This window comes from Paraburkholderia sp. JHI869 (genome assembly GCF_038900775.1).
Lineage (GTDB): Bacteria > Pseudomonadota > Gammaproteobacteria > Burkholderiales > Burkholderiaceae > Paraburkholderia.
In genome coordinates this window covers 507123-532111 of the sequence record NZ_JAYMSC010000002.1, presented here as the reverse complement: position 1 = coordinate 532111, position 24989 = coordinate 507123, and the positions used below count along the sequence as shown (strand labels likewise).

General features: G+C 65.4%; 22 protein-coding genes. 19 read left to right on the top strand and 3 right to left on the bottom strand.

From position 1 onward, the window contains the following. Positions 1-14: 14 nt before the first annotated feature. Complete coding sequence (locus VSR72_RS05645; RefSeq protein ID WP_342951415.1) at positions 15-863, bottom strand: MipA/OmpV family protein; 849 nt, start codon at positions 861-863, stop codon at positions 15-17. A gap of 721 nt (positions 864-1584) precedes the next feature. Here VSR72_RS05645 and leuC point away from each other — a divergent pair. The 17 genes from leuC (at position 1585) to VSR72_RS05560 (ending at position 21324) form a co-directional block, all read left to right on the top strand. Next, positions 1585-2994, top strand: a complete 1410-nt coding sequence (leuC, locus tag VSR72_RS05640; protein WP_342951414.1) for a 3-isopropylmalate dehydratase large subunit — start codon at positions 1585-1587, stop codon at positions 2992-2994. 12 nt (positions 2995-3006) lie between these two features. After that, positions 3007-3657, top strand: coding sequence for a 3-isopropylmalate dehydratase small subunit (leuD, locus tag VSR72_RS05635; RefSeq protein ID WP_158760568.1), 651 nt, complete (start codon positions 3007-3009; stop codon positions 3655-3657). A 34-nt stretch (positions 3658-3691) separates the two neighbouring features. Further along, positions 3692-4759, top strand: coding sequence for a 3-isopropylmalate dehydrogenase (gene leuB, locus VSR72_RS05630; RefSeq protein WP_342951413.1), 1068 nt, complete (start codon positions 3692-3694; stop codon positions 4757-4759). Positions 4760-5095: 336 nt separating this feature from the next. Then, the gene (asd, locus tag VSR72_RS05625; protein ID WP_342951412.1) at positions 5096-6217 is read left to right on the top strand and encodes an aspartate-semialdehyde dehydrogenase; all 1122 of its coding nucleotides are present in this window, start codon (positions 5096-5098) and stop codon (positions 6215-6217) included. Positions 6218-6383: 166 nt separating this feature from the next. After that, positions 6384-8729 carry a FimV/HubP family polar landmark protein gene (locus VSR72_RS05620; protein WP_342951411.1) on the top strand — a complete coding sequence of 782 codons (2346 nt, stop codon included), beginning with the start codon at positions 6384-6386 and terminating at the stop codon, positions 8727-8729. A 16-nt stretch (positions 8730-8745) separates the two neighbouring features. Further along, entirely contained in the window at positions 8746-9561 is an 816-nt protein-coding gene (truA, locus tag VSR72_RS05615) for a tRNA pseudouridine(38-40) synthase TruA (protein WP_342951410.1), read from the top strand. Positions 9562-9607: 46 nt separating this feature from the next. Continuing rightward, the gene (locus VSR72_RS05610; RefSeq protein WP_342951409.1) at positions 9608-10297 is read left to right on the top strand and encodes a phosphoribosylanthranilate isomerase; all 690 of its coding nucleotides are present in this window, start codon (positions 9608-9610) and stop codon (positions 10295-10297) included. Between the two features lie 63 nt (positions 10298-10360). After that, the gene (gene trpB / locus VSR72_RS05605; protein ID WP_342951408.1) at positions 10361-11554 is read left to right on the top strand and encodes a tryptophan synthase subunit beta; all 1194 of its coding nucleotides are present in this window, start codon (positions 10361-10363) and stop codon (positions 11552-11554) included. A gap of 21 nt (positions 11555-11575) precedes the next feature. Then, entirely contained in the window at positions 11576-12469 is an 894-nt protein-coding gene (locus VSR72_RS05600; RefSeq protein ID WP_342951407.1) for a site-specific DNA-methyltransferase, read from the top strand. 54 nt (positions 12470-12523) lie between these two features. Then, positions 12524-13333 carry a tryptophan synthase subunit alpha gene (trpA, locus tag VSR72_RS05595; RefSeq protein ID WP_342951406.1) on the top strand — a complete coding sequence of 270 codons (810 nt, stop codon included), beginning with the start codon at positions 12524-12526 and terminating at the stop codon, positions 13331-13333. A gap of 156 nt (positions 13334-13489) precedes the next feature. Beyond that, positions 13490-14362: an acetyl-CoA carboxylase, carboxyltransferase subunit beta gene (accD, locus tag VSR72_RS05590; protein WP_342951405.1), complete on the top strand. Its 873-nt coding sequence runs from the start codon at positions 13490-13492 to the stop codon at positions 14360-14362. Positions 14363-14552: 190 nt separating this feature from the next. Further along, positions 14553-15863, top strand: a complete 1311-nt coding sequence (gene folC / locus VSR72_RS05585) for a bifunctional tetrahydrofolate synthase/dihydrofolate synthase (RefSeq protein ID WP_342951404.1) — start codon at positions 14553-14555, stop codon at positions 15861-15863. 62 nt (positions 15864-15925) lie between these two features. Further along, positions 15926-16849, top strand: coding sequence for an SPOR domain-containing protein (locus tag VSR72_RS05580; protein WP_342951403.1), 924 nt, complete (start codon positions 15926-15928; stop codon positions 16847-16849). A 7-nt stretch (positions 16850-16856) separates the two neighbouring features. After that, on the top strand, positions 16857-17351 hold the full coding sequence (locus VSR72_RS05575) for a CvpA family protein (protein WP_069261374.1): 495 nt from the start codon (positions 16857-16859) through the stop codon (positions 17349-17351). 125 nt (positions 17352-17476) lie between these two features. Beyond that, positions 17477-19021, top strand: coding sequence for an amidophosphoribosyltransferase (purF, locus tag VSR72_RS05570; RefSeq protein ID WP_342951402.1), 1545 nt, complete (start codon positions 17477-17479; stop codon positions 19019-19021). 149 nt (positions 19022-19170) lie between these two features. After that, complete coding sequence (locus VSR72_RS05565) at positions 19171-20367, top strand: O-succinylhomoserine sulfhydrylase (RefSeq protein ID WP_342951401.1); 1197 nt, start codon at positions 19171-19173, stop codon at positions 20365-20367. Positions 20368-20448: 81 nt separating this feature from the next. Then, positions 20449-21324 (top strand): MOSC N-terminal beta barrel domain-containing protein, encoded by an 876-nt coding sequence (locus VSR72_RS05560; protein ID WP_342951400.1) that lies wholly within the window; start codon positions 20449-20451, stop codon positions 21322-21324. Positions 21325-21339: 15 nt separating this feature from the next. On the opposite strand, the gene VSR72_RS05555 is transcribed toward VSR72_RS05560, so the two are convergent. Further along, positions 21340-22143, bottom strand: coding sequence for an AraC family transcriptional regulator (locus tag VSR72_RS05555; protein ID WP_342951399.1), 804 nt, complete (start codon positions 22141-22143; stop codon positions 21340-21342). A gap of 65 nt (positions 22144-22208) precedes the next feature. Continuing rightward, on the bottom strand, positions 22209-22550 hold the full coding sequence (locus VSR72_RS05550; RefSeq protein WP_028202932.1) for an FKBP-type peptidyl-prolyl cis-trans isomerase: 342 nt from the start codon (positions 22548-22550) through the stop codon (positions 22209-22211). Between the two features lie 155 nt (positions 22551-22705). On the opposite strand from VSR72_RS05550, the gene VSR72_RS05545 reads away from it, so the two are divergent. Both VSR72_RS05545 and VSR72_RS05540 read left to right on the top strand, forming a co-directional pair. Next, complete coding sequence (locus tag VSR72_RS05545) at positions 22706-23470, top strand: HAMP domain-containing sensor histidine kinase (RefSeq protein WP_342951398.1); 765 nt, start codon at positions 22706-22708, stop codon at positions 23468-23470. 102 nt (positions 23471-23572) lie between these two features. Next, on the top strand, positions 23573-24988 hold the full coding sequence (locus tag VSR72_RS05540) for a hemolysin family protein (RefSeq protein ID WP_342951397.1): 1416 nt from the start codon (positions 23573-23575) through the stop codon (positions 24986-24988). The last annotated feature ends 1 nt before the right edge of the window (position 24989 follow it).

Genomic DNA, 24989 nt, shown 5'->3' with positions numbered 1-24989 from the left:
GCGGCGCAGCAGCGTTAGAACTGGTAGTTGATCGAAACGTCGCAAACGCCGCCCGTCTTCGACTGGATGATCGGGCTGTGCGAGGCGCTGCCGAGCAGACGCTTGATCGCGCCGTCTGCGCTCACAAACCAATGTTTGTTGACGAAGTAGACCATCGTGATACCGAATCCGGCTGACTTCAGGCCCGCGCTCGCGTCGTACTGACGGTAGCCAGATGCGGCAGCCTGCTGCGGCGTCACGCCAAACCAGCTCTGCATGTAGTTCGAGTCGGCGAATGTGACCGAGGGGCCGGCGAACCAGTAGAAGTTCTCGTTGCTGCCCGGCAGCGGCATATAGGCGCCGAGGTCCGCGGTCCAGCCATTCGAGCCGCCGAAACTGCGCGTGAAGGCTGTGCGGAACACGAGCGGAAAGTCCTTCGAAATCACATACTCGCCAGCGATCTTCAATTCGGGCGCCGGGTTGATGTTGCCCATGCCATACAGCCGCGTCGGATCGTCCTGCCCGCGCCGTCCGAGATCGTAGGCCGCGGCAACGCTCACGCGCCAGTTCGGACCCTGCAGAACGTTGACGCCGAAGCCTTCGCCCGTCGAACCGAACAGGATGTCCTTGTAGCGCAGGTCGATGCTCGGACCGACCAGTGTGTGATAGCGGTCCGAGCCGTCGTAGCGCGGTTCGAAAGTCGCGCCCACGCCGAGCCGCGCCTCGAAGTCGGGACGGTTCGGCTCGAACATCTTTTCGAGCGGAATGCCAGCTGAGTACTGCCATTCGCCGAGCGGCGAGGGCGTCTGCGCCTGGGCGCGCGGGGCAAGCGCGGCGAGAGCGCACGCTGTAGCCGCGAGGGACGCGCGCCGCAGCGTGCACAAGCGGCAAGGCGCCGTTGGTTTTTTTCTGCTTGTTCTCTGTTGCGCAGTGCGGATTGCGAGTGGCATGAAGCCTCCGGGTTGGCGTGGTCGGCCGCGGCGTTGTTTGTTGAGTGTGATGAAATCACAAAGTGAACTACCGTGCGGCCGGGCTCGTCACGCAAACCTCGTGCCTGACCCTGCGGCGTGCAAGGCTGCGTTACGGTTCGGCACTCCCCGGCGGCTCGCCTCGCTCACCGGTGAATACGGCCGTCAATCGCGGGAAACGAGCACGGATAATCAGGATCGCTAATTGAATTGCGGGCGCTCCGGCGCACCATTCTGGAGCGCCGCATTCGCCCCGATTAAACCCTTGCGCCAAATTGCCGTTAGACAGCTATGGACGTCGGTGATGCGGCCCCCCCTGTGTCGCGGAAGCCGAAGCCCATGTTTGACCGTTCTCACAGCGGTAACCAACTTGCGCCGGTCGTGGTCGGGCCGGCGCATCTCCTTTTTGCATCCGATCCCTTCAGCGAGCGGCCGGCGTACGCCTGATACGCCGCGGCCCGAATGCGCCACGACACCCGAGTTCGCCGGGTAACGCTGATACAGGTATCGCGACTACCACCATAACCCCCTGTTTTTTATCGCTTTTTTTCAGAAAAGGCCCTGTAGTGAGCGGGTTTCGCGTGGCATAATCAATTCACACCGTATTGCCCCGCAGACAAACATTTCCCCGCACATCATGGCAAAGACGCTCTACGACAAATTGTGGGACACGCATGTGGTCCACACGGAAGACGATGGCACGACGATTCTCTACATCGACCGCCATCTGTTGCACGAAGTCACCAGTCCGCAGGCTTTCGAAGGCCTGAAGCTGCACGAGCGCCCGGTGTGGCGCATCAGCGCGAACCTGGCTGTTTCCGACCATAACGTGCCCACCACCGACCGCAGCCACGGCATTGCCGACCCGGTCTCGAAGCTGCAGGTGGACACGCTCGATTCGAACTGCGACGCCTTCGGCATCACGCAGTTCAAGATGGCCGACCAGCGCCAGGGCATCGTGCACATCGTCGGTCCGGAGCAAGGCGCGACGCTGCCTGGCATGACCATCGTCTGCGGCGACTCGCACACGTCCACGCACGGCGCGTTCGGCGCGCTCGCGCACGGCATCGGCACCTCGGAAGTCGAGCACGTGCTGGCCACGCAAACGCTCCTGCAAAAGAAGAGCAAGAACATGCTCGTGAAGGTCGAGGGCCAGCTGCCGCGCGGCTGCACCGCGAAGGACATCGTGCTCGCCATCATCGGCAAGATCGGCACGGCGGGCGGCACGGGCTACGCCATGGAGTTCGGCGGCTCGATGATCCGCGGCCTCACGATGGAAGGCCGCATGACCGTGTGCAACATGGCGATCGAAGGCGGCGCGCGCGCGGGCATGGTCGCGGTCGACGACACCACGATCGAATACCTCAAGGGCCGTCCGTTCTCGCCGCAAGGCGCGGAGTGGGACCAGGCCGTCGAATACTGGAAGAACTTCCGCACCGACGAAGGCGCGCACTTCGACCGCGTGGTCGAACTGAGCGCGGCCGACATCGTGCCGCAGGTCACGTGGGGCACGTCGCCGGAAATGGTCACGTCCGTGGACAGCCGCGTGCCGGACCCCGAGCGCGAGAAGGACCCGGTCAAGCGCGATGCGATGGAACGCGCCCTCCAGTACATGGCGCTCGAACCGAACACGCCGATCGAATCGATCAAGCCGGACAAGATCTTCATCGGTTCGTGCACGAACGCGCGCATCGAAGACCTGCGCTCCGCCGCTTACGTCGTGAAGAAGCTCGGCCGCCGCGTGGCGCCGAACATCCGTCTCGCGATGGTCGTGCCGGGTTCGGGTCTCGTGAAGGCGCAAGCCGAGCGCGAAGGCCTCGACAAGGTGTTCACGGAAGCCGGTTTCGAATGGCGCGAGCCGGGCTGCTCGATGTGTCTCGCGATGAATGCCGACCGGCTGGAGCCGGGCGAGCGTTGCGCATCGACCTCGAACCGCAACTTCGAGGGCCGTCAGGGTGCGGGCGGCCGCACGCACCTCGTGAGCCCGGCCATGGCAGCCGCCGCGGCAATCGAAGGCCATTTCGTCGACATTCGCAAGCTGGGCTAAGGCTACACGATCATGGAAAAATTCATCGTACACACCGGCGTCGTGGCGCCGCTCGATCGCGAGAATGTCGATACCGACGCGATCATTCCGAAGCAGTTCCTCAAGTCGATCAAGCGCACCGGTTTCGGCCCGAATGCGTTCGACGAATGGCGTTACCTCGACCACGGCGAGCCGGGTCAGGACAACTCGAAGCGCCCGCTCAACCCGGACTTCGTGCTGAACCAGCCGCGTTATCAGGGCGCTTCGGTGCTGCTCACGCGCAAGAACTTCGGCTGCGGCAGCTCGCGCGAGCACGCGCCGTGGGCGCTCGACCAGTACGGTTTCCGCGCGATCATCGCGCCGAGCTTTGCGGACATCTTCTATAACAACTGCTTCAAGAACGGTCTGCTGCCGATCGTGCTGTCCGAGTCGGACGTCGATCACCTGTTCAACGAAACGTACGCGTTCAACGGCTTCCAGCTCACGGTCGATCTGGACAAGCAGGTCGTGCGCACAACCGACGGTTCGAAGGAATATCCGTTCGAAGTCGCCGCGTTCCGCCGCTATTGCCTGCTCAATGGCTTCGACGACATCGGCCTCACGCTGCGTCACGCCGACAAGATCCGCCAGTATGAAGCCGAGCGCCTCGCGCGCCAGCCGTGGCTGAACAACCGCGTGCTTTGATGGACGCAGAACAAAATACAGCGAGGAAACAAAGATGAAGATTGCAGTGTTGCCGGGCGACGGCATCGGTCCCGAGATCGTCAAGGAAGCCGTTAAGGTGCTCAACGCACTCGGCGAAAAGTTCGAGATGGAAGAAGCGCCCGTTGGCGGCGCGGGCTACGAGGCGAGCGGCCATCCGCTACCCGAGGCCACGCTCGCGCTGGCCAGGTCGGCCGACGCGATCCTGTTCGGCGCCGTGGGCGACTGGAAGTACGACAAGCTCGAGCGCGCGCTGCGTCCCGAGCAGGCCATTCTCGGCCTGCGCAAGCATCTGGAACTGTTCGCGAACTTCCGCCCGGCGATCTGCTATCCGCAGCTCACCGGTGCGTCGTCGCTCAAGCCGGAAATCGTTTCGGGCCTCGACATCCTGATCGTTCGCGAACTGAACGGCGACATCTACTTCGGTCAGCCGCGCGGCACGCGCGAAGCGCCGGACGGCAACTTCAAGGGCGCGCGCGAAGGCTTCGACACGATGCGCTATGCGGAGCCCGAAGTGCGCCGCATCGCTCACGTGGCGTTCCAGGCTGCGCAAAAGCGCCAGAAGAAGCTGACGTCGGTCGACAAGGCCAACGTGCTCGAAACGTCGCAGTTCTGGAAGGACATCATGATCGATGTCTCGAAGGAATATCCGGACGTCGAGCTGTCGCACATGTACGTCGACAACGCGGCCATGCAGCTCGTGAAGGCGCCCAAGGCGTTCGACGTGGTGGTCACGGGCAACATGTTCGGCGACATCCTCTCGGACGAAGCCGCGATGCTCACGGGCTCGATCGGCATGCTGCCTTCGGCCTCGCTCGACAAGAACAACAAGGGTCTGTACGAGCCGTCGCACGGTTCGGCGCCGGATATCGCGGGCAAGGGCATTGCCAACCCGCTCGCCACGATCCTCTCGGCCGCCATGATGCTGCGCTACTCGCTGGGCCGCGCTGAACAGGCGGACCGTATCGAGAGCGCGGTGAAGAAGGTGCTCGAACAGGGCTATCGCACCGCCGACATCATCACGCCGGACTGCAAGCAGGTCGGCACGGTGGCGATGGGCGACGCGGTGATCGCAGCGCTGTAAAGTCGCACGAAGGGCATGCCGTTTCAGGCGTGCCCTTTTTTGTTTCGCGTGCCTGAAGAACGGGCTGGCAAATAGCGGAAAGTATGGTTTTTTCCGCGCAAATTAACTGTTTCGTGTATATTGCTTCGATGGCGAAGATCTCCCCGATCACGACTGTTACGAACATCCGCGGCGAAAAAACGGCCCGCGCGATTTCGCTCGCCATCACCACGAAAGCAACGAAAGCGATTACGAAAACGATCACCACGCGTTGATCGCTCGTCGTGCCCGCTCATCTTCCCCGCGCGGCCACGCCGGGCGAGCGAAGCGGGGAAGTGTCCAAATCAAGGGTTAGTCATGAACGTAGGTCTCGTAGGTTGGCGCGGCATGGTCGGCAGCGTGCTGATGCAGCGCATGCAGGAAGAACGCGATTTCGACCTGATCGAACCGGTGTTTTTCAGCACCAGCAACGCAGGCGGCGCGGCTCCGTCGTTCGCCAAAAACGAGACGAAGCTCAAAGATGCGAACAGCGTCGACGAGCTCAAGAAGTGCGACATCATCATCACCTGCCAGGGCGGCGACTACACCAACGAGGTGTATCCGAAGCTGCGCGCGGCAGGCTGGACTGGCTACTGGATCGACGCGGCCTCGGCGCTGCGCATGAAGGACGACGCCGTCATCATTCTCGATCCGGTCAACCTCGACGTCATCAAAGATGCTCTCGTCAAGGGCCAGAAGGACTTCGTCGGCGGCAACTGCACGGTCAGCCTGATGCTGATGGCGCTGGGCGGCCTGTTCCGCGAGAACCTCGTCGACTGGATGACGGCCATGACGTACCAGGCCGCTTCGGGCGCGGGTGCGCAGAACATGCGTGAGCTGCTCTCGCAGATGGGCGCGCTCAACGCGTCGGTGGCGAGCGACCTGGCGAATCCGTCGTCGGCGATCCTCGACATCGACCGCAAGGTGCTCGCCACCATGAACAGCGACGCCATGCCGACCGAGCACTTCGGCGTGCCGCTCGCGGGCTCGCTTATTCCGTGGATCGACAAGGACCTCGGCAACGGCATGTCGAAGGAAGAGTGGAAGGGCGGCGCGGAAACCAACAAGATCCTCGGCAAGCCGGCCATGGGCCAGCCGGGCTCGATTCCCGTCGACGGTCTGTGCGTGCGTATCGGCGCGATGCGCTGCCACTCGCAGGCGCTCACGATCAAGCTGAAGAAGGACGTGCCGCTCGACGAGATCGACGGCATCCTCGCTTCGGCCAACGACTGGGTCAAGGTCGTGCCGAACCAGCGCGAAGCGTCGATGCGCGATTTGTCGCCGGCCGTGGTCACGGGTACGCTGTCGGTGCCGGTGGGCCGTCTGCGCAAGCTGGCGATGGGCGGCGAGTATCTGTCGGCCTTCACGGTCGGCGATCAGCTGCTGTGGGGTGCGGCGGAACCGCTGCGCCGCATGTTGCGCATTCTGCTCGACAAGTGAATGAATTAAACTACGCGGCTAATGACGCGTAGACAGGGTGAAAAGCGCCGCGCCAGTCGCGGCGCTTTTTTTATTGCATGCTTTTTATTGCATGCATCGATGCAATCGCCCCGAAGCACACTCCTATTTGATCGACAGCCGCAAGAGCGGTATGCCAGGGCAACTGATGATCGTTCGATTTGATTCTGTTTCCGCCGCGCCTCGCGCGAAGCGCGCCCAAGGGCGGCGCGCCATCCGCGCCACTGTGGCGGCGGCGAGTTTCCTGTTCTGCGGCCTCGCCGCTGCGCAGGGCGGTGCGAGTGCGGCGCAAGCCGGCGCGGCAAGTGCTGCGTCCGCTGCCGCGGCGCCTGTGAGCACCGCGGGGCAATACACCGTTCATCCCGGCCAGTCGCTGCACGACGTGGCCGTCGACCTTACGCAGTCGCACGATAAAGCCACGCTCGCACGCATGAGCCAGGCGATCTTCGATGCGAACCCCAATGCGTTCATCAAGCAGGATCCCAGCCGCATGCGCGTGGGCGCGACGCTGAACGTGCCTGCTACGCCGGACCTTTCGAGCGCGGCGGCGGGCATGACGGCGGCTTCGGGCGGCGCGGCTGCGGCTGCGGCTGCGGCCAGCGCGCCCGCCACGGCGCCTACTGCGTCTGCTGTGTCTGCCAGCACACCTGCCGCTGCTTCGAGCGCTGCTGCCCAGGCTGAAGCGGCTGCATCGTCGGCTGCGGCCGTTGCAACGGCTGGTGCGAGTTCGGCCAGCGCTGCCGCGACTGCGGCAACTGCCTCGGCAGTCCCGGCGAGCGGCCCCGAAGCGGCCGCGCAAGGGGCTTCCGGTGCCGCTGCGGTGGGCGCCAGCGCCGCAGCGCTGGCGTCGGCGGCCAGCGACTCGCACGTGTGGAGCGGTTCGATCCAGTCGGCCCCGGCCAGCGGCGCGGCTGGCGCATCGGAACACGGCGCGAAGGGCACGGTGATGGTCTCCAGCCTGCAGCAGCTCCTCGCATTGAAGAACCGCGTGCTGATGGCGTTGCAGCAGCACGGCATCGGCAAGCCGGCGCAGACGGCGGGCGGTGCGTCCGCGGGTGCACCCGCCGCGCAGGCCGGCGCACCTGTGCAGAACGGCGCGGCGAATGCCGGCGCGGCTGCCGGTCAGCCGGAAGTCTCGCCGATCGCCATGGGTGCCGTGGCGGCGGTCGTCGTGGCGTTGCTGGCGCTGTTCGTGCGCCTGCTCATGCGCAAGCGCAAGAAGCCTGCGGAGCAGGCGCCTGACGTCTCGCCCGAAGCGGCGCATGAGCCGACGCCGTCTGCATCTGCCGCCGCCGTTGCCGCCGCACCTGTGGCCGAGGAGCCGCCGGTTTTGCGCGAGCCGATTTCGCACGCCGGGGGGGAACCGGATGCGCACGAGATTGCACCTGCGGCTGAAGCCGAATTCGTGCCGCCCGTGGCGCCCAAAGCAGACGAAGTCGTGATCACGCCGGTGCCTACGCCCGCCGTCTCGTCCGAGCCGCTGGAGCACGACGCAACGGCCGCGCATGCCGCTGGCGCGGGCGTGGACACGACTGCCGGACTCGGCGCCGAAGCGCTGCCGCCTACGCTGACCGAGACGCTGCACCCGGCCACGCCGCAAGCGCCTTCGGTCGCGCAGGAAGCACAGGCAACAGCCGATCTGCCGCACGATGTCGAAGCGGGCGAACCGCAGACGCTCGCCGACGCGACCGATGCCGCCAGCCTTGCCGCCGCGGCGGAGCTTGGCGCGGATGCGCTGCCGCCCGAAAGCCTCGGTGCGCCGCGCACAGCCGAAGACGCCGAGGCGCTGGCGCGCACGCATGAAGACCCGGCGCGCGTCCAAAAGCCTGCGACGCCCGATATGGCGCTCAACTTCGGCGACGGCGAACCGCAAGCGGTGCAAGCACAGCAAGCAGCGCAAACGCCGCCCATCACGGAAGCCTTCGAGCGCCCGCCCGCGCCGCTTACCGCACCTGAAATTCCATCAGTACCCGCAGTCACCGCAGAAGACATGAGCTACGCCGAAGTCCCGATCGCGTTCCCGCACGATGCGATCGAAGCGCTGGGCGGCCTCGATCTGCCGCTGCCGCCGCGCATCGGAGAACCGGTCATGCCCACGGCGCCGCTCTCGACCGAGCCGGCCGCCACGCCCGAGGCGTCGGCGCGTCTGTCGTCGCCGTTCTTCGAGCCGCCGCCTCCGCTGGCGGGCGAGGCCATCGAGGCGGGTACGGCGGGCGCCGGCGCGCTCGCCGGCCTCGGCGCACCGCGCTTTGGCGCACTCACGCTCGACTTCGACCTGAACCTGCCGCCCGATTCGGCCGAGCCGCTGCCGGTCTTCACGCCCGAGCAGCTCGCCCGCATCGCGCGCAACAAGCTCGATCTCGCGCACGAATACATCGCGCTTGGCGACGTATCTGGCGCCCGCTCGCTCATCAACGAAGTCATCGAGTCGAACGACCCCGCCACGCGCAGCGACGCGCAGGCGTTGCTGTCGACGCTCGCTCCGCTTTCGTGACGCTGCTGCAAGCCGTATGCGTATCGCGCTAGGAATCCAGTACGACGGGGCCGCGTTCTGCGGCTGGCAGTCGCAGCCGCATGGCAAGACGGTGCAGGACGCGCTCGAGCGCGCGCTGCGCGAGTTCGCCACCGTGCCGCTGTCGACCGTCGTCGCGGGCCGTACCGACACGGGCGTGCACGGACTTGGCCAGGTGGTGCACTTCGACACCGACCTCGACCGTACGCCGTTCTCGTGGGTGCGCGGCACCAACGCGTTCCTGCCCTCGACGGTGGCCGTGCAGTGGGCCAAGCCGATGCCCGAGGCGTTCCACGCGCGCTTCGCGGCGTTCGAGCGCACCTACTACTACGTGCTCTACGTGAACCCCGTGCGCTCGCCGATGCTGACGGCCCGCGCGGGCTGGATCCACACGCCGCTCGATGTCGATGCCATGCGCGAGGCGGCGGCGCACCTCATCGGCGAGCACGATTTTTCGTCGTTCCGCTCGTCGGAGTGTCAGGCGAAGACGCCGGTGAAGCATCTGTACCAGATCGATATCCGGCCGCAGGGCGACTTCATCCACTTCCGCTTTCGCGCCAATGCGTTCCTGCACCACATGGTGCGCAACCTCATGGGCTGCCTCGTGGCCGTGGGGCGCGGGCGCTATCCGGCCTCATGGATGGCCGAGGTGCTGGCGGGGCGCGACCGCACCGTGGCCGCGCCGACCTTCATGCCCGACGGCCTGTATCTCGCCCAGGTAGGCTATCCTGATGAGTTCGCGGTACCGGCGCCGCATACGGCCAGCGTGCCATGGAGCGCGATCTGGAGCGACACGCCCGAAGGCCGTGCCTGAAGCGCCGCCCGCTTGAATCATCGAGACCAACACCGCATCTAGAGCCATGACGTCAGCCGAGCAAACTGCCACCACCGTCGCGCACCACCGCACCCGCATCAAGCTGTGCGGACTTTCGACGCCCGAGGCGGTTGCGCACGCCGTTGACCTCGGCGCCGACGCCGTCGGTTTCGTGTTCTATCCGCCCAGCCCGCGTTCGGTGAGCGTGGCGCAGGCGGTCGAGCTCACGCACGACCTGCCGCCCTTCGTTTCGGTCGTGGGTCTCTTCGTGAACGCCACGCCGCAGTGGATGAGCGAAGTGGCGAGCAATGTGTCGCTCACCATGCTCCAGTTCCACGGCGACGAAACGCCCGAGCAGTGCGAGTCGCTTGCCTCCGTTGCCGGTTTGCCCTGGTTGCGCGCGCTGCGAGTGGCGGCCGATACTCAGCAGGCCGATTTGATAGAATCGGCTAATCGTTATTCATCAGCCAGCGGCCTGCTGTTCGACACCCATGTCGAAGGTTACGGCGGCGGCGGAAAGGTCTTCGATTGGTCACTTATTCCCGCAGGGCTCGCGCGTCGGGCCGTTTTGAGTGGTGGCTTGAACGCGCAAAACGTCGGTGATGCGATTCGCCAGGTGCGTCCGTTTGCCGTCGATGTCTCCAGTGGCATCGAGGTTCCGGGCGCAAAGGGCGTGAAGGATCACGCCCGCATGGCGGCGTTCGTGCGCGCAGTGCGCGAAGCGGACGCGGGATGAATTCTTTGGCCGGCACGGTCCACGCAACGTGGGCCTTCCCAAGACCGGCCGAGCGAGTGACTTATGTACAATTTGCCAGATGAACGCGGCCATTTCGGCCCCTATGGCGGCGTATTCGCTGCCGAAACCCTCATGCAGGCGATCGACGAGCTGCGCGACGCCTACGCGAAATACAAGGACGATCCCGACTTCCGCGCCGAATATGAGCGCGAGTTGAAGCATTTCGTCGGCCGTCCGTCGCCGATTTATCACGCACAGCGCTGGAGCGAGCTGCTGGGCGGCGCGCAGATCTATCTCAAGCGCGAAGACCTGAACCACACCGGCGCGCACAAGGTGAACAACGTGATCGGCCAGGCGCTGCTCGCGAAGCGCATGGGCAAGCCGCGCGTGATCGCCGAAACCGGCGCGGGACAGCACGGCGTGGCCACCGCGACCATCGCGGCGCGCTTCGGCATGGAGTGCGTGGTGTATATGGGCGCTGAAGACGTGCGTCGCCAGGCCGCCAACGTCTACCGCATGAAGCTGCTGGGCGCGACCGTGGTTCCGGTCGAGTCGGGCTCGCGCACGCTCAAGGACGCGCTCAACGAAGCCATGCGCGACTGGGTCACCAACGTCGAAAACACCTTCTACATCATCGGCACGGTGGCGGGCCCGCACCCGTACCCGATGATGGTGCGCGACTTCCAGCGCGTGATCGGCGACGAATGCCGCGTGCAGATGCCCGAAATGACGGGCCGCCAGCCCGACTCCGTGATCGCCTGCGTGGGCGGTGGATCGAACGCGATGGGCATCTTTTACCCGTATATCGACGACACTTCGGTGCAGTTGATCGGCGTTGAGCCGGCCGGCGACGGCATGGAGACGGGGCGTCACGCCGCCTCGCTCGCGGCGGGCACCGTGGGCGTGCTGCACGGCAACCGCACCTACCTGCTGCAGGACGAGAACGGCCAGATCATCGAGACGCATTCGGTTTCGGCGGGCCTCGACTATCCGGGCGTCGGTCCCGAGCACGCGTGGCTCAAGGACATTGGCCGCGCGCAGTACGTCACCATCGACGACGAGGAGGCGCTCAAGGGCTTCCACGACTGCTGCCGCATCGAAGGCATCATTCCCGCGCTCGAATCGAGCCACGCGCTCGCGTATGCGGCGAAGCTCGCACCGACGTTGCCGAAGGACAAAATCCTGCTGGTGAACCTGTCGGGCCGCGGCGACAAGGACATGCACACGGTCGCTGAGCGATCGGGCATCCAGTTCTAAGCGCCCGGAGCGACGTAAGCGATGCGTGACGAGTTCGACGAGCCGGAAGTGCCGGCACCCGTGGGCGAGATGAACGCCGAAGCGGCTGCTTTGGAGGCCGCGGAGGCGGTCGCCACCGCAGCAGCCGTGCTGCCCACGGTGCCGGAAACCATCCGGCTCCTGAACCGCGATTTTCTAACCGATGCAGCCAACCTGCCCGACGCCTCGATCGATCTGATCGTCGCCGACCCGCCTTACGGGCTCGGCAAGGACTACGGCAACGACTCCGACATGCGTTCGGGTGAGAACTTCCTCACCTGGACGTATGAATGGCTCGACCTGGCGATTCCGAAGCTCAAGCCCACGGGCTCGCTCTACGTGTTCTGCACGTGGCAGTACGCGCCCGAGATCTTCGTCTATCTCAAGTCGAAACTCACGATGATCAACGAGATCGTCTGGGATCGTCGCGTACCCAGCATGGGTGGCACGACGCGCCGTTTCACCTCGGTGCACGACAACATCGGTTTCTTCGCGGTGTCGAAGGACTACTACTTCGATCTCGATCCCGTCCGCATCCCGTACGATGCCGTCACGAAGAAGGCGCGTTCGCGCAAGTTGTTCGAAGGCAGCAAGTGGCTGGAGCTCGGCTACAACCCCAAGGACGTCTGGTCCGTCTCGCGGCTGCATCGCCAGCACGCGGAGCGCGTGGATCATCCCACCCAGAAGCCTTTGGAGATCGTCGAGCGCATGGTGCTCGCGAGCTGCCCGCCGGGCGGCCGCGTGCTGGACCCGTTCATGGGCAGCGGCACCACGGCAGTGGCTTGCGCACGTCAGCAGCGCGAATTCGTCGGCTATGAAATTAACGAAAGTTACTGCGCGATCGCGCGCGAACGCGTAAGCGCGGCCGCCGCAAGCGCCGTCGCGGCTGGCGCCTGATGCGCCGCCGCCGGACCTGACGCGCAGTAACGCCTAAAAGCTGAGGACCCTGAAATGTCCCGTATCAAGACCACCTTCGAGGCGCTCGCCGCCCAAGGCCGCAAAGGCCTGATCCCGTTCATGACGGCAGGCGACCCCGATCCCGCGCGCACCGTCGAGTTCATGCACGCGCTGGCCGCTGGCGGCGCCGATGTCATCGAACTGGGCGTGCCGTTCTCGGACCCGATGGCCGACGGCCCCGTGATCCAGCAGTCGTCCGAGCGCGCACTCGAGAAGGGCGTGACGCTCAAGAGCGTGCTCGCCGACGTAAAGCGTTTTCGCGAAACCGATAACAAGACGCCTGTCGTGCTGATGGGCTACGCGAACCCCATCGAGCGCATGGGCGCCGACGCGTTCGCGCAGGCCGCGAAGGAAGCAGGCGTGGACGGCGTGCTCGTGGTGGACTATCCGCCCGAGGAGTCGGTGGAATTCGCGGCGAAGATGAAGGCCGCCGACATCGATCCGATCTTCCTGCTGGCACCGACCTCCACCGATGCGCGCATCGCCGAAGTGGGCGGCGCCGCGAGCGGCTATGTTTACTACGTGTCGCTCAAGGGCGTGACGGGCGCTGCGAATCTGGACGTTTCGAGCATCGCGAGTAAAATCCCGGCGATCAAGAAGCATGTCTCGCTGCCCGTGGGTGTGGGCTTCGGCATTCGCGACGCGCAAACGGCCGCTGCCGTCGCGCAGGTTTCGGACGCCGTGGTGATCGGCAGCCGCATCGTCCAGTTGCTCGAACAGGCAACGCCGGAGACGGCCGCCGACACGCTCACGCAGTTCATCACCGGCATTCGCACGGCGCTGGACGAAGTTGCTGTCAGATAGTGCTGCGGGCTGGCACAGTTGGCTAGATCAGAGACTGCTGTAAAATCCACTTTTCGCCATGCGCGGTCGGGGTCGGAACCCGGTCGTTTTTACCGATCGGCTAGATAAATCGATCCGCCGCGCCCGCGCATCACGAAGGTCAAGGAAGGAACATCAATGAGCTGGCTCGATAAACTGCTGCCGCCCAAGATCAAGCAAACCGATCCGAAAAGCCGCAAGAGCATTCCGGAAGGGTTGTGGATCAAGTGCCCGTCGTGCGAAGCGGTTCTGTACCGCAACGACGTCGAGGCGAATCTCCACGTCTGCCCGAAGTGCGATCACCACATGCGCATTGGCGCGCGCGAGCGCCTGGATGGCCTGCTCGATCCGGAAGGCCGCTATGAAATCGGCCAGGAAATCGTCCCGGTCGACGCGCTCAAGTTCAAGGACAGCCGCAAGTACCCGGACCGCCTGAAAGAGGCGATGGACGATACCGGCGAAACCGACGCCATGGTGGTGATGGGCGGCGCGATCCGCACGCTGCCCGTGGTGGTCGCATGCTTCGAGTTCTCGTTCATGGGTGGCTCGATGGGTTCGGTGGTGGGCGAGCGCTTCGCGCGCGGCGCGCAAAACGCGCTCGAGCAGCAAGTGCCGTTCATCTGCTTCACGGCTTCGGGCGGCGCGCGCATGCAGGAAAGCCTGCTTTCGCTCATGCAGATGGCGAAGACCACGGCCATGCTGACCAAACTGGCCGAAGCGAAGCTGCCGTTCATTTCCGTGCTGACCGACCCGACGATGGGCGGCGTTTCGGCGAGCTTCGCGTTCCTTGGCGACGTAGTGATCGCCGAACCGAAGGCGCTGATCGGCTTTGCCGGCCCGCGCGTGATCGAGCAGACCGTGCGCGAAAAGCTGCCGGAAGGCTTCCAGCGCGCCGAATTCCTGCTGCAGAAGGGCGCGATCGACATGATCCTGGACCGCCGCAAGCTGCGCGACGAAATCGCGCAAATGCTCGCGCTGATGCAGCGTCAGCCCGCCGACGCGGTGGCCTGAACCCGGCTTTGAGCGATCTGCGGCGCTGCACGTGCCGCAAGCCGCATCGCTTTACCCAACGCGCCGCGAGCGAAAGCAAGCGGCGCGTTGTCATTTCCGCGATAATGCCGTTCTTTCGAAGCGGATCATTCGTGTGAACCCTCCGCGGTTGGCGGCGTCTCACGCGCAGCACCAGGCAATTTCTATCCCGATGAGTACCTTTCCCACCCTCGACGCGTGGCTCACGCACCTTGAAACCGCGCATCCGGTCGGCATCGACATGGGGCTCGACCGCATCCGTCAGGTGAAGGACGCGCTGGGCCTCAAGTTCGAATGCCCGATCATCACGGTCGGCGGCACGAACGGGAAGGGCTCGACCTGCGCGATTCTCGAAACGATCCTGCTCAAGGCGGGCTATCACGTGGGCAGCCACACGTCGCCGCATTTGCTCGCGTTCAACGAGCGCGCGCGCGTGGACGGCCGCGAGGCCAGCGACGCCGAGCTGCTCCCGCACTTCGAGGCCGTGGAAGCCGCGCGCAATTCGCTCGCCAAGCCCGTTACGCTCACGTACTTCGAGTTCACGACGCTCGCGATCATGCATCTGTTCGCCTCGCGCGGGCTCGACGCCGTGATCTTCGAAGTGGGTCTGGGCGGGCGTCTGGACGCCGTCAATGTGCTCGACACCGACTGCGCGATCATCACGAGCATCGACCTGGATCACACGGAATACCTCGGCGACACGCGCGAGAAGATCGGCTTCGAAAAGGCTGGCATCTTCCGCGCGGGCAAGCCCGCAATCTGCGCCGACCCGATGGCGCCACAGTCGCTCATCGACCATGCTGAGGCGATCGGCGCCGAACTGTGGCTCTTCGGTCGCGATTTCCGCTATGAAGGCCAGCCTGGCAGCGAGCGCCAGCAATGGAGCTACGTGGGCCCGACCATGCGGCGCTCGGCGCTCGCCTATCCGGCGCTGCGTGGCGCGAATCAACTGATCAACACATCGGCGGCGCTCGCGGGCCTCGAGTCGCTGCGCGACCGCCTGCCAGTTTCCGCGCAGGACATTCGTCTCGGCCTCGCCAATGTCGAATTGCCGGGGCGCTTCCAGGTGCTGCCGGGCAAGCCGTCGATCATCCTCGACGTCGGCCACAACCCGCACGCAGCGGCCGTGCTGGCGCAAAACCTCGGCAGCATGGGCTATTTCCCGTACACCTACGCGGTGTTCGGCGCGATGCGCGACAAGGACATTACTGGCGTGATCGAGCACCTGAAGGGCGAGATCGACCACTGGTGCGTGACCGATCTGCCGCTGCCGCGCGCGGCCACGGCCGAACAGCTCGAAGAAGTGCTGCGCGATGCGGGCGTGACGGACGGTGCCGATAGCAGCGTGACGCGCCATGAAAATCCGGCCGCCGCCTTCCAAGATGCGCTAAAACGTGCAACTGAAAATGATAGAATTATTGCTTTCGGAAGTTTTTTGACGGTTGCCGGGGTGATGGCCTGGCGAAAGTCGCAGCAACACTGACCGCCCGGCACCCGCACGCCGCCCACGTAAGACAGGCCAGGTAGGCCAACAGCAAGCCATACATGGGAATTTTCTCGTTCGGCAAGAAAGATGACGCTGACGCGCCCCGCCGGCGCGGCACTGAGTCCGGCTCCAGCCGGCGCAGCAATCAGAGCACGCGTGTGGAGCGGCGCAGCCGCCGGCCGGACCGGTCCGGCGACGCCGAGGCCATGCTGCTCGACCCCACGCTCCCTGAAAAGCAACGCGCGCGCCGCCGTCTCGTCGGCGCGATTGCGCTGGTGCTCGCGGCCATCGTGATCCTGCCGATGGTGCTCGATTCGCACCCGAAGCCCGTCACTGACGACATCGCCATCGACATTCCGAGCCGCCCGGCCGACAAGGCCGCCGCGCGCCAGCACGACGCCGAAGACACGCAAGCCGGCGTCGCCCCCGACAATCCCGCAGCCGCTGAAGCGACGCCTGGCGCGTCGGGTCTCGCGGCCGCTTCGGGCGCCGCGGCCACGCAAACCGCCCAAAGCACGGATAAAGCGCCGGAAACGACCGCCAAAAAGCCCGCGCAGGCTGCGACCGCTCCGGCCCAATCGGCCCAATCGGCCCAAACCGCCCAGACGCAAAAGCCCGCTGCCAAGCCGGCGGTGTCGGCCAGCACGACCGTCGCTGCGAACAGCAAGCAGACGACCGCAGCAACAGACACCAGCGACAGCAACGGCGCGAAAGCCGAATCCGCCACGCCGGCGGCGCCCCCGGGCGCGCGTTTCGCGGTGCAGCTCGGCGCGTTCTCGAACGGCACGACGGCGAACAACTGGGTCACGAAGTTGAAAGCGGCGGGGGTACCCGCATATACCGAACAGCGTAAGGAAGCAGACGGCACGACGCGCACGCTGCTGCGCGCCGGCCCGTTCCCGGACCGCGCCTCGGCCACGGCGGCGATCGCCAAGGTGCGCGGCGCCGGCCTGATGGCGGGCTCGAACGCCAACGCGGAATAAGCAGTCGATGTTCACCGCATTCGACTACGCTGTAATGGCGGTGATGGGCCTGTCGGCGCTGCGCGGCGCATGGCGGGGCTTGATCGGTGAGATTTTTGGATTGATCGGCTGGATCGCGGCGTTGCTCGTGGCCTGCCGCTACGTGGACCACGTGGTGCCCTGGATTCCGGCGAACTGGCCGGGCGGGGCGCTCACCCAGTGGCTGATCGCCTTCGCGCTGATCGTCATTGCCGTGGTGCTCGTGGCCGGCGTGGGCAACGCACTGATCGGCCGTCTGGTGCAGGTGAGCGGATTGTCCGGTGTGGACCGTTCGCTCGGGATGATGTTCGGCCTCGTGCGAGGCGTCGTGCTGGTGCTGATCCTCGTCGTCCTCGGCGGGCTGACCGAGCTGCCCCAGCAGGACTTCTGGCGCCACGCGCTGCTGCGGCCGTATGCCGTGCAGGGCGTGCTCGAACTGAAACCGTTGTTGCCCGAGGCGCTCGCGGCCTACGTTCACGTCTGATCAGAAACTGATCGGACGCGATGCGAGGCGGAGCTCCCCGGCAACACTGCCCATTTGCGGCGCTCGACCGGTGTTGATGAACCTGGGCGGCCCGCTACCGATTTCGTTTTTTTGAAGGACCTGCCATGTGCGGCATCGTAGGCGTAGTTTCCCGCTCTCCCGTCAACCAGCTCCTCTATGACGCGCTGCTGCTCCTGCAGCACCGCGGTCAGGACGCGGCCGGCATTGCCACCGCGAACGGCAGCACGTTCCACATGCACAAGGCCAACGGCATGGTGCGCGACGTGTTCCGCACGCGCAACATGCGAAGCCTGCCCGGCACCAGCGGCATCGGCCAGGTGCGCTACCCGACGGCCGGCTCCGCGTCGAGCGAAGAAGAGGCCCAGCCGTTCTACGTGAACGCGCCGTTCGGCATCGTGCTCGCTCACAACGGCAATCTCACGAACTGGCAACAGTTGAAGGAAGAGATGTTCCGCGTGGATCGCCGCCACGTGAACACCAACTCCGACACCGAAGTGCTGCTCAACGTGCTCGCGCACGAAGTGCAACTCGCCACTTCGGGCCTCGAACTCGATCCGGCGACGCTCTTCAAGGCGGTTTCGGGTGTGCATCGCCGTCTGCGCGGCTCGTACGCGATCGTCTCGCTGATCGCCGGCCACGGCCTGCTCGCGTTCCGCGACCCGTTCGGCATTCGCCCGCTGTGCATCGGCAAGATGGAAACGCCGGAAGGCACCGAGTGGATGCTGGCATCGGAATCGGTGGCGCTCGAAGGCATCGGCTTCGAGTTCGTGCGCGACGTTCGTCCGGGCGAAGCGGTGTTTATCGACTTCGACGGCAACTTCCACTCGCAGCAATGCGCCACGGCGCCGACGCTCAACCCCTGCATCTTCGAGCTCGTGTATCTCGCGCGTCCGGACTCGGTGCTCGACGGCGTGCCCGTGTACAACGCGCGTCTGCGCATGGGCGACTATCTCGCCGAGAAGATCAAGCGCGAGCTGCCCGACGTGAAGATCGACGTGGTCATGCCGATTCCCGATTCGTCGCGCCCCGCGGCCATGCAGGTCGCGAACAAGCTCGGCGTGGAATACCGCGAAGGCTTCTTCAAGAACCGCTACGTGGGCCGCACCTTCATCATGCCGGGCCAGGCCATGCGCAAGAAGTCGGTGCGCCAGAAGCTCAATGCCATGGGCATCGAGTTCAAGGGCAAGAACGTGCTGATCATCGACGACTCGATCGTGCGCGGCACCACTTCGCAGGAAATCGTGCAGATGGCGCGCGACGCCGGCGCAACCAAGGTGATCTTTGCTTCGGCGGCGCCGCCCGTGAAGTACCCGAACGTCTACGGCATTGACATGCCTACGCGCGGCGAACTCGTGGCGCACGGCCGCACGGATGACGAAGTGGCGCGCATCATCGGCGCGGACTACCTCGTGTATCAGGACGTGGAATCGCTCAAGCAGGCAGTGCGCGACATCAATCCGGAGTTGAACGGCTTCGAGGCTTCGTGCTTCGACGGCGACTACATCACCGGCGACATCACGAGCACTTACCTCGACAACATCGAGACGGCGCGCCTCGCGCCCCAGGCGCAGTCGGACCGCGACGCCGCAAGCGACGCGATGGACGGCGGCTCCCGCTCGCAGTTGCACCTGCAACTCTCGGTGGAGTGATCCCCCCGGCAAACGCGAGCGTGAAGCTCGCGTTCTTGCCGAATCCGAAAGCCCGCTTTCTGCCAACGCAAAAGCGGGCTTTTTTGCGCCCGCGCGTGCAGGATTGAAGCAAGCTGGTTCAGCACACGGAGAACAAGGAGAACACGAACATGGACGACACCCTCAACTTCGACACGCTGGCCGTTCGCTCGGGCACGCTGCGCAGCGAGTTCAACGAACATTCGGAAGCGCTCTATCTCACGTCGAGCTTCTGTTTCGGCAGCGCCGCCGAGGCCGCCGAGCGCTTCAAGAATTCCGAAACCGCCTATACGTACGCGCGTTTCTCGAATCCGACCGTCACCATGTTCCAGGAGCGTCTCGCCACGCTCGAAGGCGGCGAGGCGTGCGTGGCGACGGCTTCGGGCATGGCGGCGATCATGTCGGTGGTGATGGCGGCGCTCCAGGCGGGCGACCATATCGTCAGCTCGCAGAGCATTTTCGGCTCGACGCTCGCCATGTTCTCGCAGATCTTCAGCAAGTTCGGCATCACGACCACCTTCGTCGACCCGACCGATCTCGACGCGTGGAAGAACGCTGTGCGCCCGGAAACGAAGATGTTCTTCCTCGAAACGCCGTCGAACCCGCTCACCGAAGTGGCCGACATCGAAGCCGTAAGCAAGATCGCCAAAGCGGCGGGCGCGCTTTTCGTGGTCGATAACTGCTTCTGCAGCCCCGCGCTGCAACAGCCGCTCAAGTTCGGCGCGGACGTGGTGATGCATTCGGCCACCAAGTTTCTCGACGGCCAGGGCCGCGTGCTGGGCGGCGCGCTCGTGGGCTCGAAGGCGTTCATGATGGAGAAGGTGTTTCCGTTCGTGCGCACCGCGGGCCCGACGCTCTCTGCGTTCAACGCGTGGGTGCTGCTCAAGGGCATGGAAACGCTGTCGCTGCGCGTGGAAAAGCAGTCGGACAACGCGCTCGAAATCGCGCGCTGGCTAGAGACGCATCCGGCTATCAAGCGCGTTTTCTATCCGGGCCTCGAATCACATCCGCAGCATGCGCTCGCCATGCGTCAGCAGAAGCTGGGCGGCGCGATCGTCTCGTTCGAAGTGAAGGGCGATACGCCGGAGCAGCAGCGCGCGAACGCGTGGCGCGTGATCGACGGCACGAAGATCTGTTCGATCACCGGCAATCTCGGCGATACGCGCACCACCATCACGCACCCGGCCACGACGACGCACGGCCGTATCACGCCTGAAGCGCGCGCGGCGGCCGGCATTACCGAGGGGCTGATCCGTCTCGCCGTTGGGCTCGAAAACGTGCAGGACGTGCGTACCGATCTGGCGCGCGGGCTCGATGCGGCGCATTAATCTGTTTTAAGTATCGGTTGTATGATCGTGGGTCGAGCGCTGTTTGGCGCTTGATCCATTTCTTTTTCTTGTGAGTTCGCCATGCCCATTGTTCGTGCGTTGTTCGTCTATCCCGTGAAGTCATGCGGCGCGATCGCGCTCGACGATGCGCAGCTCGGCCTGAAGGGCATCGAGTGGGACCGCCACTGGATGGTCGCCGACGAGAAGGGCCGCCTCGTCACGCAGCGCCAGTACGCGGCGATGGCGCGTATCGTGCCGACGTTCGCCGAAGATGGCGTGCGCCTCACCATGGAAGGCATGAGCGAAGCGCTCCATCTGCCGTTCGCGCCGCGCGGCGGCGAGGCGCGCGTGCCGGCCTCGGTCTGGGACGACGACTTCGAAGCGCTCGACGAAGGCGATCACGCCGCGCAGTGGTTCACGCAGGCGATCGGCGCGCCGGTGCGTCTGCTGCGTTTCGCGCATGACGTGACGCGTCTCGCGAGCAAGAAGTGGACGAACGGAGAAGACGCGCCCACGCAATTCGCCGACGGCTTTCCGATTCTCGTCACGAGCGAGGCTTCGCTTGCCGAACTCAACGAGCGCCTCACGGCGAAAGGCGCGCCGCCCGTGCCGATGGCGCGCTTTCGTCCGAACATCGTCGTCGGCGATATCGGCGAAGCCTTCGAGGAAGATTTCATCGACACGCTCGCCATCGAATCCGCTTCAGGCGGCGAGGAGATCGTGCTGCGCTTCGTGAAGCCCTGCGCGCGCTGCCCGATCACGACGATCGATCAGCGAACGGGCGAGCGCGACGCGCAATGGCCCAGCGAACCGCTCGACACGCTTCAGGTATTCCGCGCCGATCCGCGCGTGGACGGCGGCCTCACATTCGGCCAGAACGCGATGGTGGTGACGGGCGCGGGCAAGCACGTGGCGGTGGGCGCACGTGCAGAGTGGGAATACCGCTTCGACGAATGAGCCGCGCTTGCGCGCTCAGTGTGACGGCAGCGCGCGCCACTGCCCAGGCGCGAGCCCAAAGCGGCGCGTGAACGCGTGCGTGAACGCGCTCTGGTCGCCGAAGCCCACTTCGAGCGCGATGTCGGTGAGCGAGGCTCGCGGGTCGGCTAGCAACGTAAGCGAAGTGTCGAGCCGCAGCCGTTGCAGATAGCGATGCGGCGTCTCGCCGAACGCTTCGATAAAAAGCTGATGAAAGCGCCGCATGCCGAAGCCGCAATGCGCGGCGAGATCGGCAATACGCAGTGGCTGAGCAAGATGCGCGCGCAGCCAACGGTCGATGCGCGCGAAGTCCAACCCGGCCGCCGCGCTGAATTGCGCGCCTGCTGCCACACCGGTTTGTGCGATGAATGCCGCGCATAGGCGCGCCGAGGCGTCCCAGTGAAAGCGGCGCGCGCGCAGGTCGGCGCTGTCGCGAGCCGGCGTGGCCGCGGCGGCGCGCTGTGCGATCTGGCTCACGAGCTGCGTGAGCGCGGGGTCGAGGCGCACGGCGCGCGCGGTGTCGAACAGCCGCTCGGGCACCGCGAGCGTTGCCGCGGGCAGGTCGAGCACGAGCTGGCGGTTGTCGCCAATGCCCATGTAGTCGTGCCGTGCGCCCGCCGGAATGAGCCACGCGGAACAACTGTCGATGCGCTCGCCCCGGCCGTTCACGGTCATCTCCATCTCGCCGTCGAGACCGAGCACGATCTGGTGAAAATCGTGCAGATCGGTTTCCTCGATCGCGCCGTAGCGGCGCAGTTCGAGGCCGGGCGCGGTGACGGGAGCGTGGTGATGCGGATTCATGATGACCGGTTGCGGTTGCAAAAAAGGCGAGCGCTGTGAAGCATCAAGCGAGTATCAAGCGAGCGTCAAACGTCGAGCAGCTCGACTTCGAACACGAGCGTCGCGTTCGGCGGAATCACGCCGCCCGCGCCACGCACGCCGTAGCCCAGTTGCGGCGGAATCGTCAGCTTGCGCACGCCGCCCACCTTCATGCCCTGCACGCCTTCGTCCCAGCCCTTGATGACCATGCCGCCGCCCAGCACGAAGGCGAACGGGTCGTTGCGGTCCTTGCTCGAATCGAACTTCTGGCCGTCCGTCAGCCAGCCGGTGTAGTGCACGCTGACGGTCTGGCCGGCCTTGGCTTCGGCGCCGGTGCCTTCGGTCAGGTCCTCGTACTTGAGGCCGGATTCGGTGGTCACGATAGACATGGAAAAACTCCTGATTCGGATAGGTTGAACCCGTTATTGTAGGCGCTTTGCCGGGCCGGGCGGGCGCGGCCCTGTCAGGCACGCGGGATGCTCGCTAGCCGCTGCCTATAATGGGGGACCGCTCGCCTGGCTTGAGGCGAAATACGAGGAATCAGATGGTGTCGACTTCGCAAAACCGTACCGAGCGCACGGCGCGCCTATGCGCCGAGGCAGCGTTGTTCATGCGCGACCACGTGCTCTCGCGCGTCTCCCATGATCTGCGCAGCCCGCTCAATGCAATCCATAGCTGGGCTTACGTGCTCGAGCGCAAGATCGACTCCGCCGACGCGTCCGCGCAACGCGCGCTGGGCGGCATCCGCACGGGCGTGGAGCAACAGGTTCGGCTGCTCGAAACGCTCGTCGACACCACGCGCGCCGAAACGCGCAAGCTGCGTATCGAGCGCGTGCCATTTGCGCTCGCGGCGCTGATCGGCGAGGCCGTGGACGATGCCCGTGCCGCGCTTGGCGATGCGCGCGGCGTGACGTTCGCGGTGCACGACACGACCGCCGCGGCGACGCTCGACGCCGACCGCGAACGCATTGCACAGGCGCTATGGCTGATGCTGGTGTTCGCGGCGGAAACGAGCGCGCAGGGCGCAAGCGTGACGCTCACGGCGAGCGCGAGCGCCACCGCCGCCCACCTGGAAGTGAAATGGCCCGCCACGCGAGCGGCGCTCACCGACAACGCACTGGCGCACGTGCTGGAACCGTTCGCGCGCGCCCAGGCGAGCGAGCAGCAGGAGGCGGGGCGCTACGCCTGGGTGCTGGCGCTGTGCCACCGCGTGGCCGAGGCGCATGGTGGCCGCTTCGAGGCGCCGGCTTTCGTGGGAGACGGCGAGGAGGTGGCGCTTGTGTTGAATGTGCCGCTGAGCGGGGCGTGAGTGCTTGCAGACGGCGCACGGGCAACGCGCCGTTGTCGCCTCGCACCTTTCATCCACCTTGCACCCTTATACTGAGCGCTTCGTCTTTCGGAGCCATGTGTCTTGATCCAGCTTCTCGCCCTTATCGGGGCGTTCCTGCTCGTTGCCCTCAACGGTTTCTTCGTCGCGGCGGAATTCGGCCTCGTCAAGCTGCGCGCCACGCGCGTGCAAAGCCTCGCGCAGCAGCACGGCCTGCGCGGCCGACTGCTCGCGAAGGTTCATGGGCAGCTCGATGCCTACCTTTCCGCGTGCCAGCTCGGCATCACGCTCGCTTCGCTGGGCCTTGGCTGGATCGGCGAGCCGGCTTTCGCGCAATTGCTCGCGCCGGTGTTCGAACTGCTAGGCGTGCAATCGGCGGAACTCGTGCACGCCATTTCGCTGGTGTTCGCGTTCACGGTGATCTCGTTCCTGCACATCGTGGTGGGCGAGCTTGCGCCGAAGTCGCTCGCCATTCGCCAGGCCGAGAAGATTTCGCTGTGGACGGCCATGCCGCTCTACGGCTTCTACTGGACCATGTATCCCGCGATCTGGGTGCTCAATTCGAGTGCGAACGCGGTGCTGCGTCTCGCAGGCCTTTCCTCGGAGCATGGCCACGACACGCACTATTCGACCGACGAACTCAAGCTGATCCTGCGCAGCCGCCGCGCCGCCGCCCAGGCCGAGGCACATGACGCGCTGCGCGAGCAGCGCGGCGCGAAAGGTGCAAGCGGCGCAAACGGCGCGGTGCCGCTGCTCCCCGCGCCAGCCGCGAACGCCTATAACGCCGACGAATGGAATACGCTCGCCCATTCGCTCGACTTTTCGCGCCTCACCATTTCCGACCTCATGCGGCCCACGCACGAAATGGTGGGCCTGCGCCGCGACCTGTCGCTGCGCGAGAACATGCAGATCGTGGCGCGCCACCGCTTCAGCCGCTACCCGCTGTTCGAAGATGCATCGGGCGAACGGGTGGCGGGCCTCATCCACCTAAAGGACCTGCTGCTCGCGCGCGAGGCGGGCAACGCACTGAGCGATCTCGGCAAGTTCGTGCGCCCTGTGCAGTACGTGCGGCCCGACACGCCCGCGCTGGCGCTGTTCCGCCGCTTTCGCAAGGGCGCGCCGCATTTCGCGCTGGTGGGGCACAAGAACGCGCGTCCGCTTGGCTTTCTCACGCTCGACAATCTGCTCGGCGCACTCGTCGGCCAGATTCACGACGAGTTTCACCAGGCCGACACCGACTGGACCCGCATGGACGACGGCACGCTGATGGGCCGCGGCAGCCTGCCCGTCGTGTCGCTGGAGCAGGCGCTCGGCATCGACATCGACGAAGGGCGCGCGGAATCGGTTGGCGGCCTCGTGATTCATGCGCTCAACGATCTGCCCACCGAAGGGCAGCGCGTGGAGTTCGACCGCTTCGATATCGTCGTGAAGAAGATGAAGGGTCCGCGCATCGTGCTCGTGCGCGTGTATCCGAAAGATCTCGAGGACGAGGGCGGCTGAG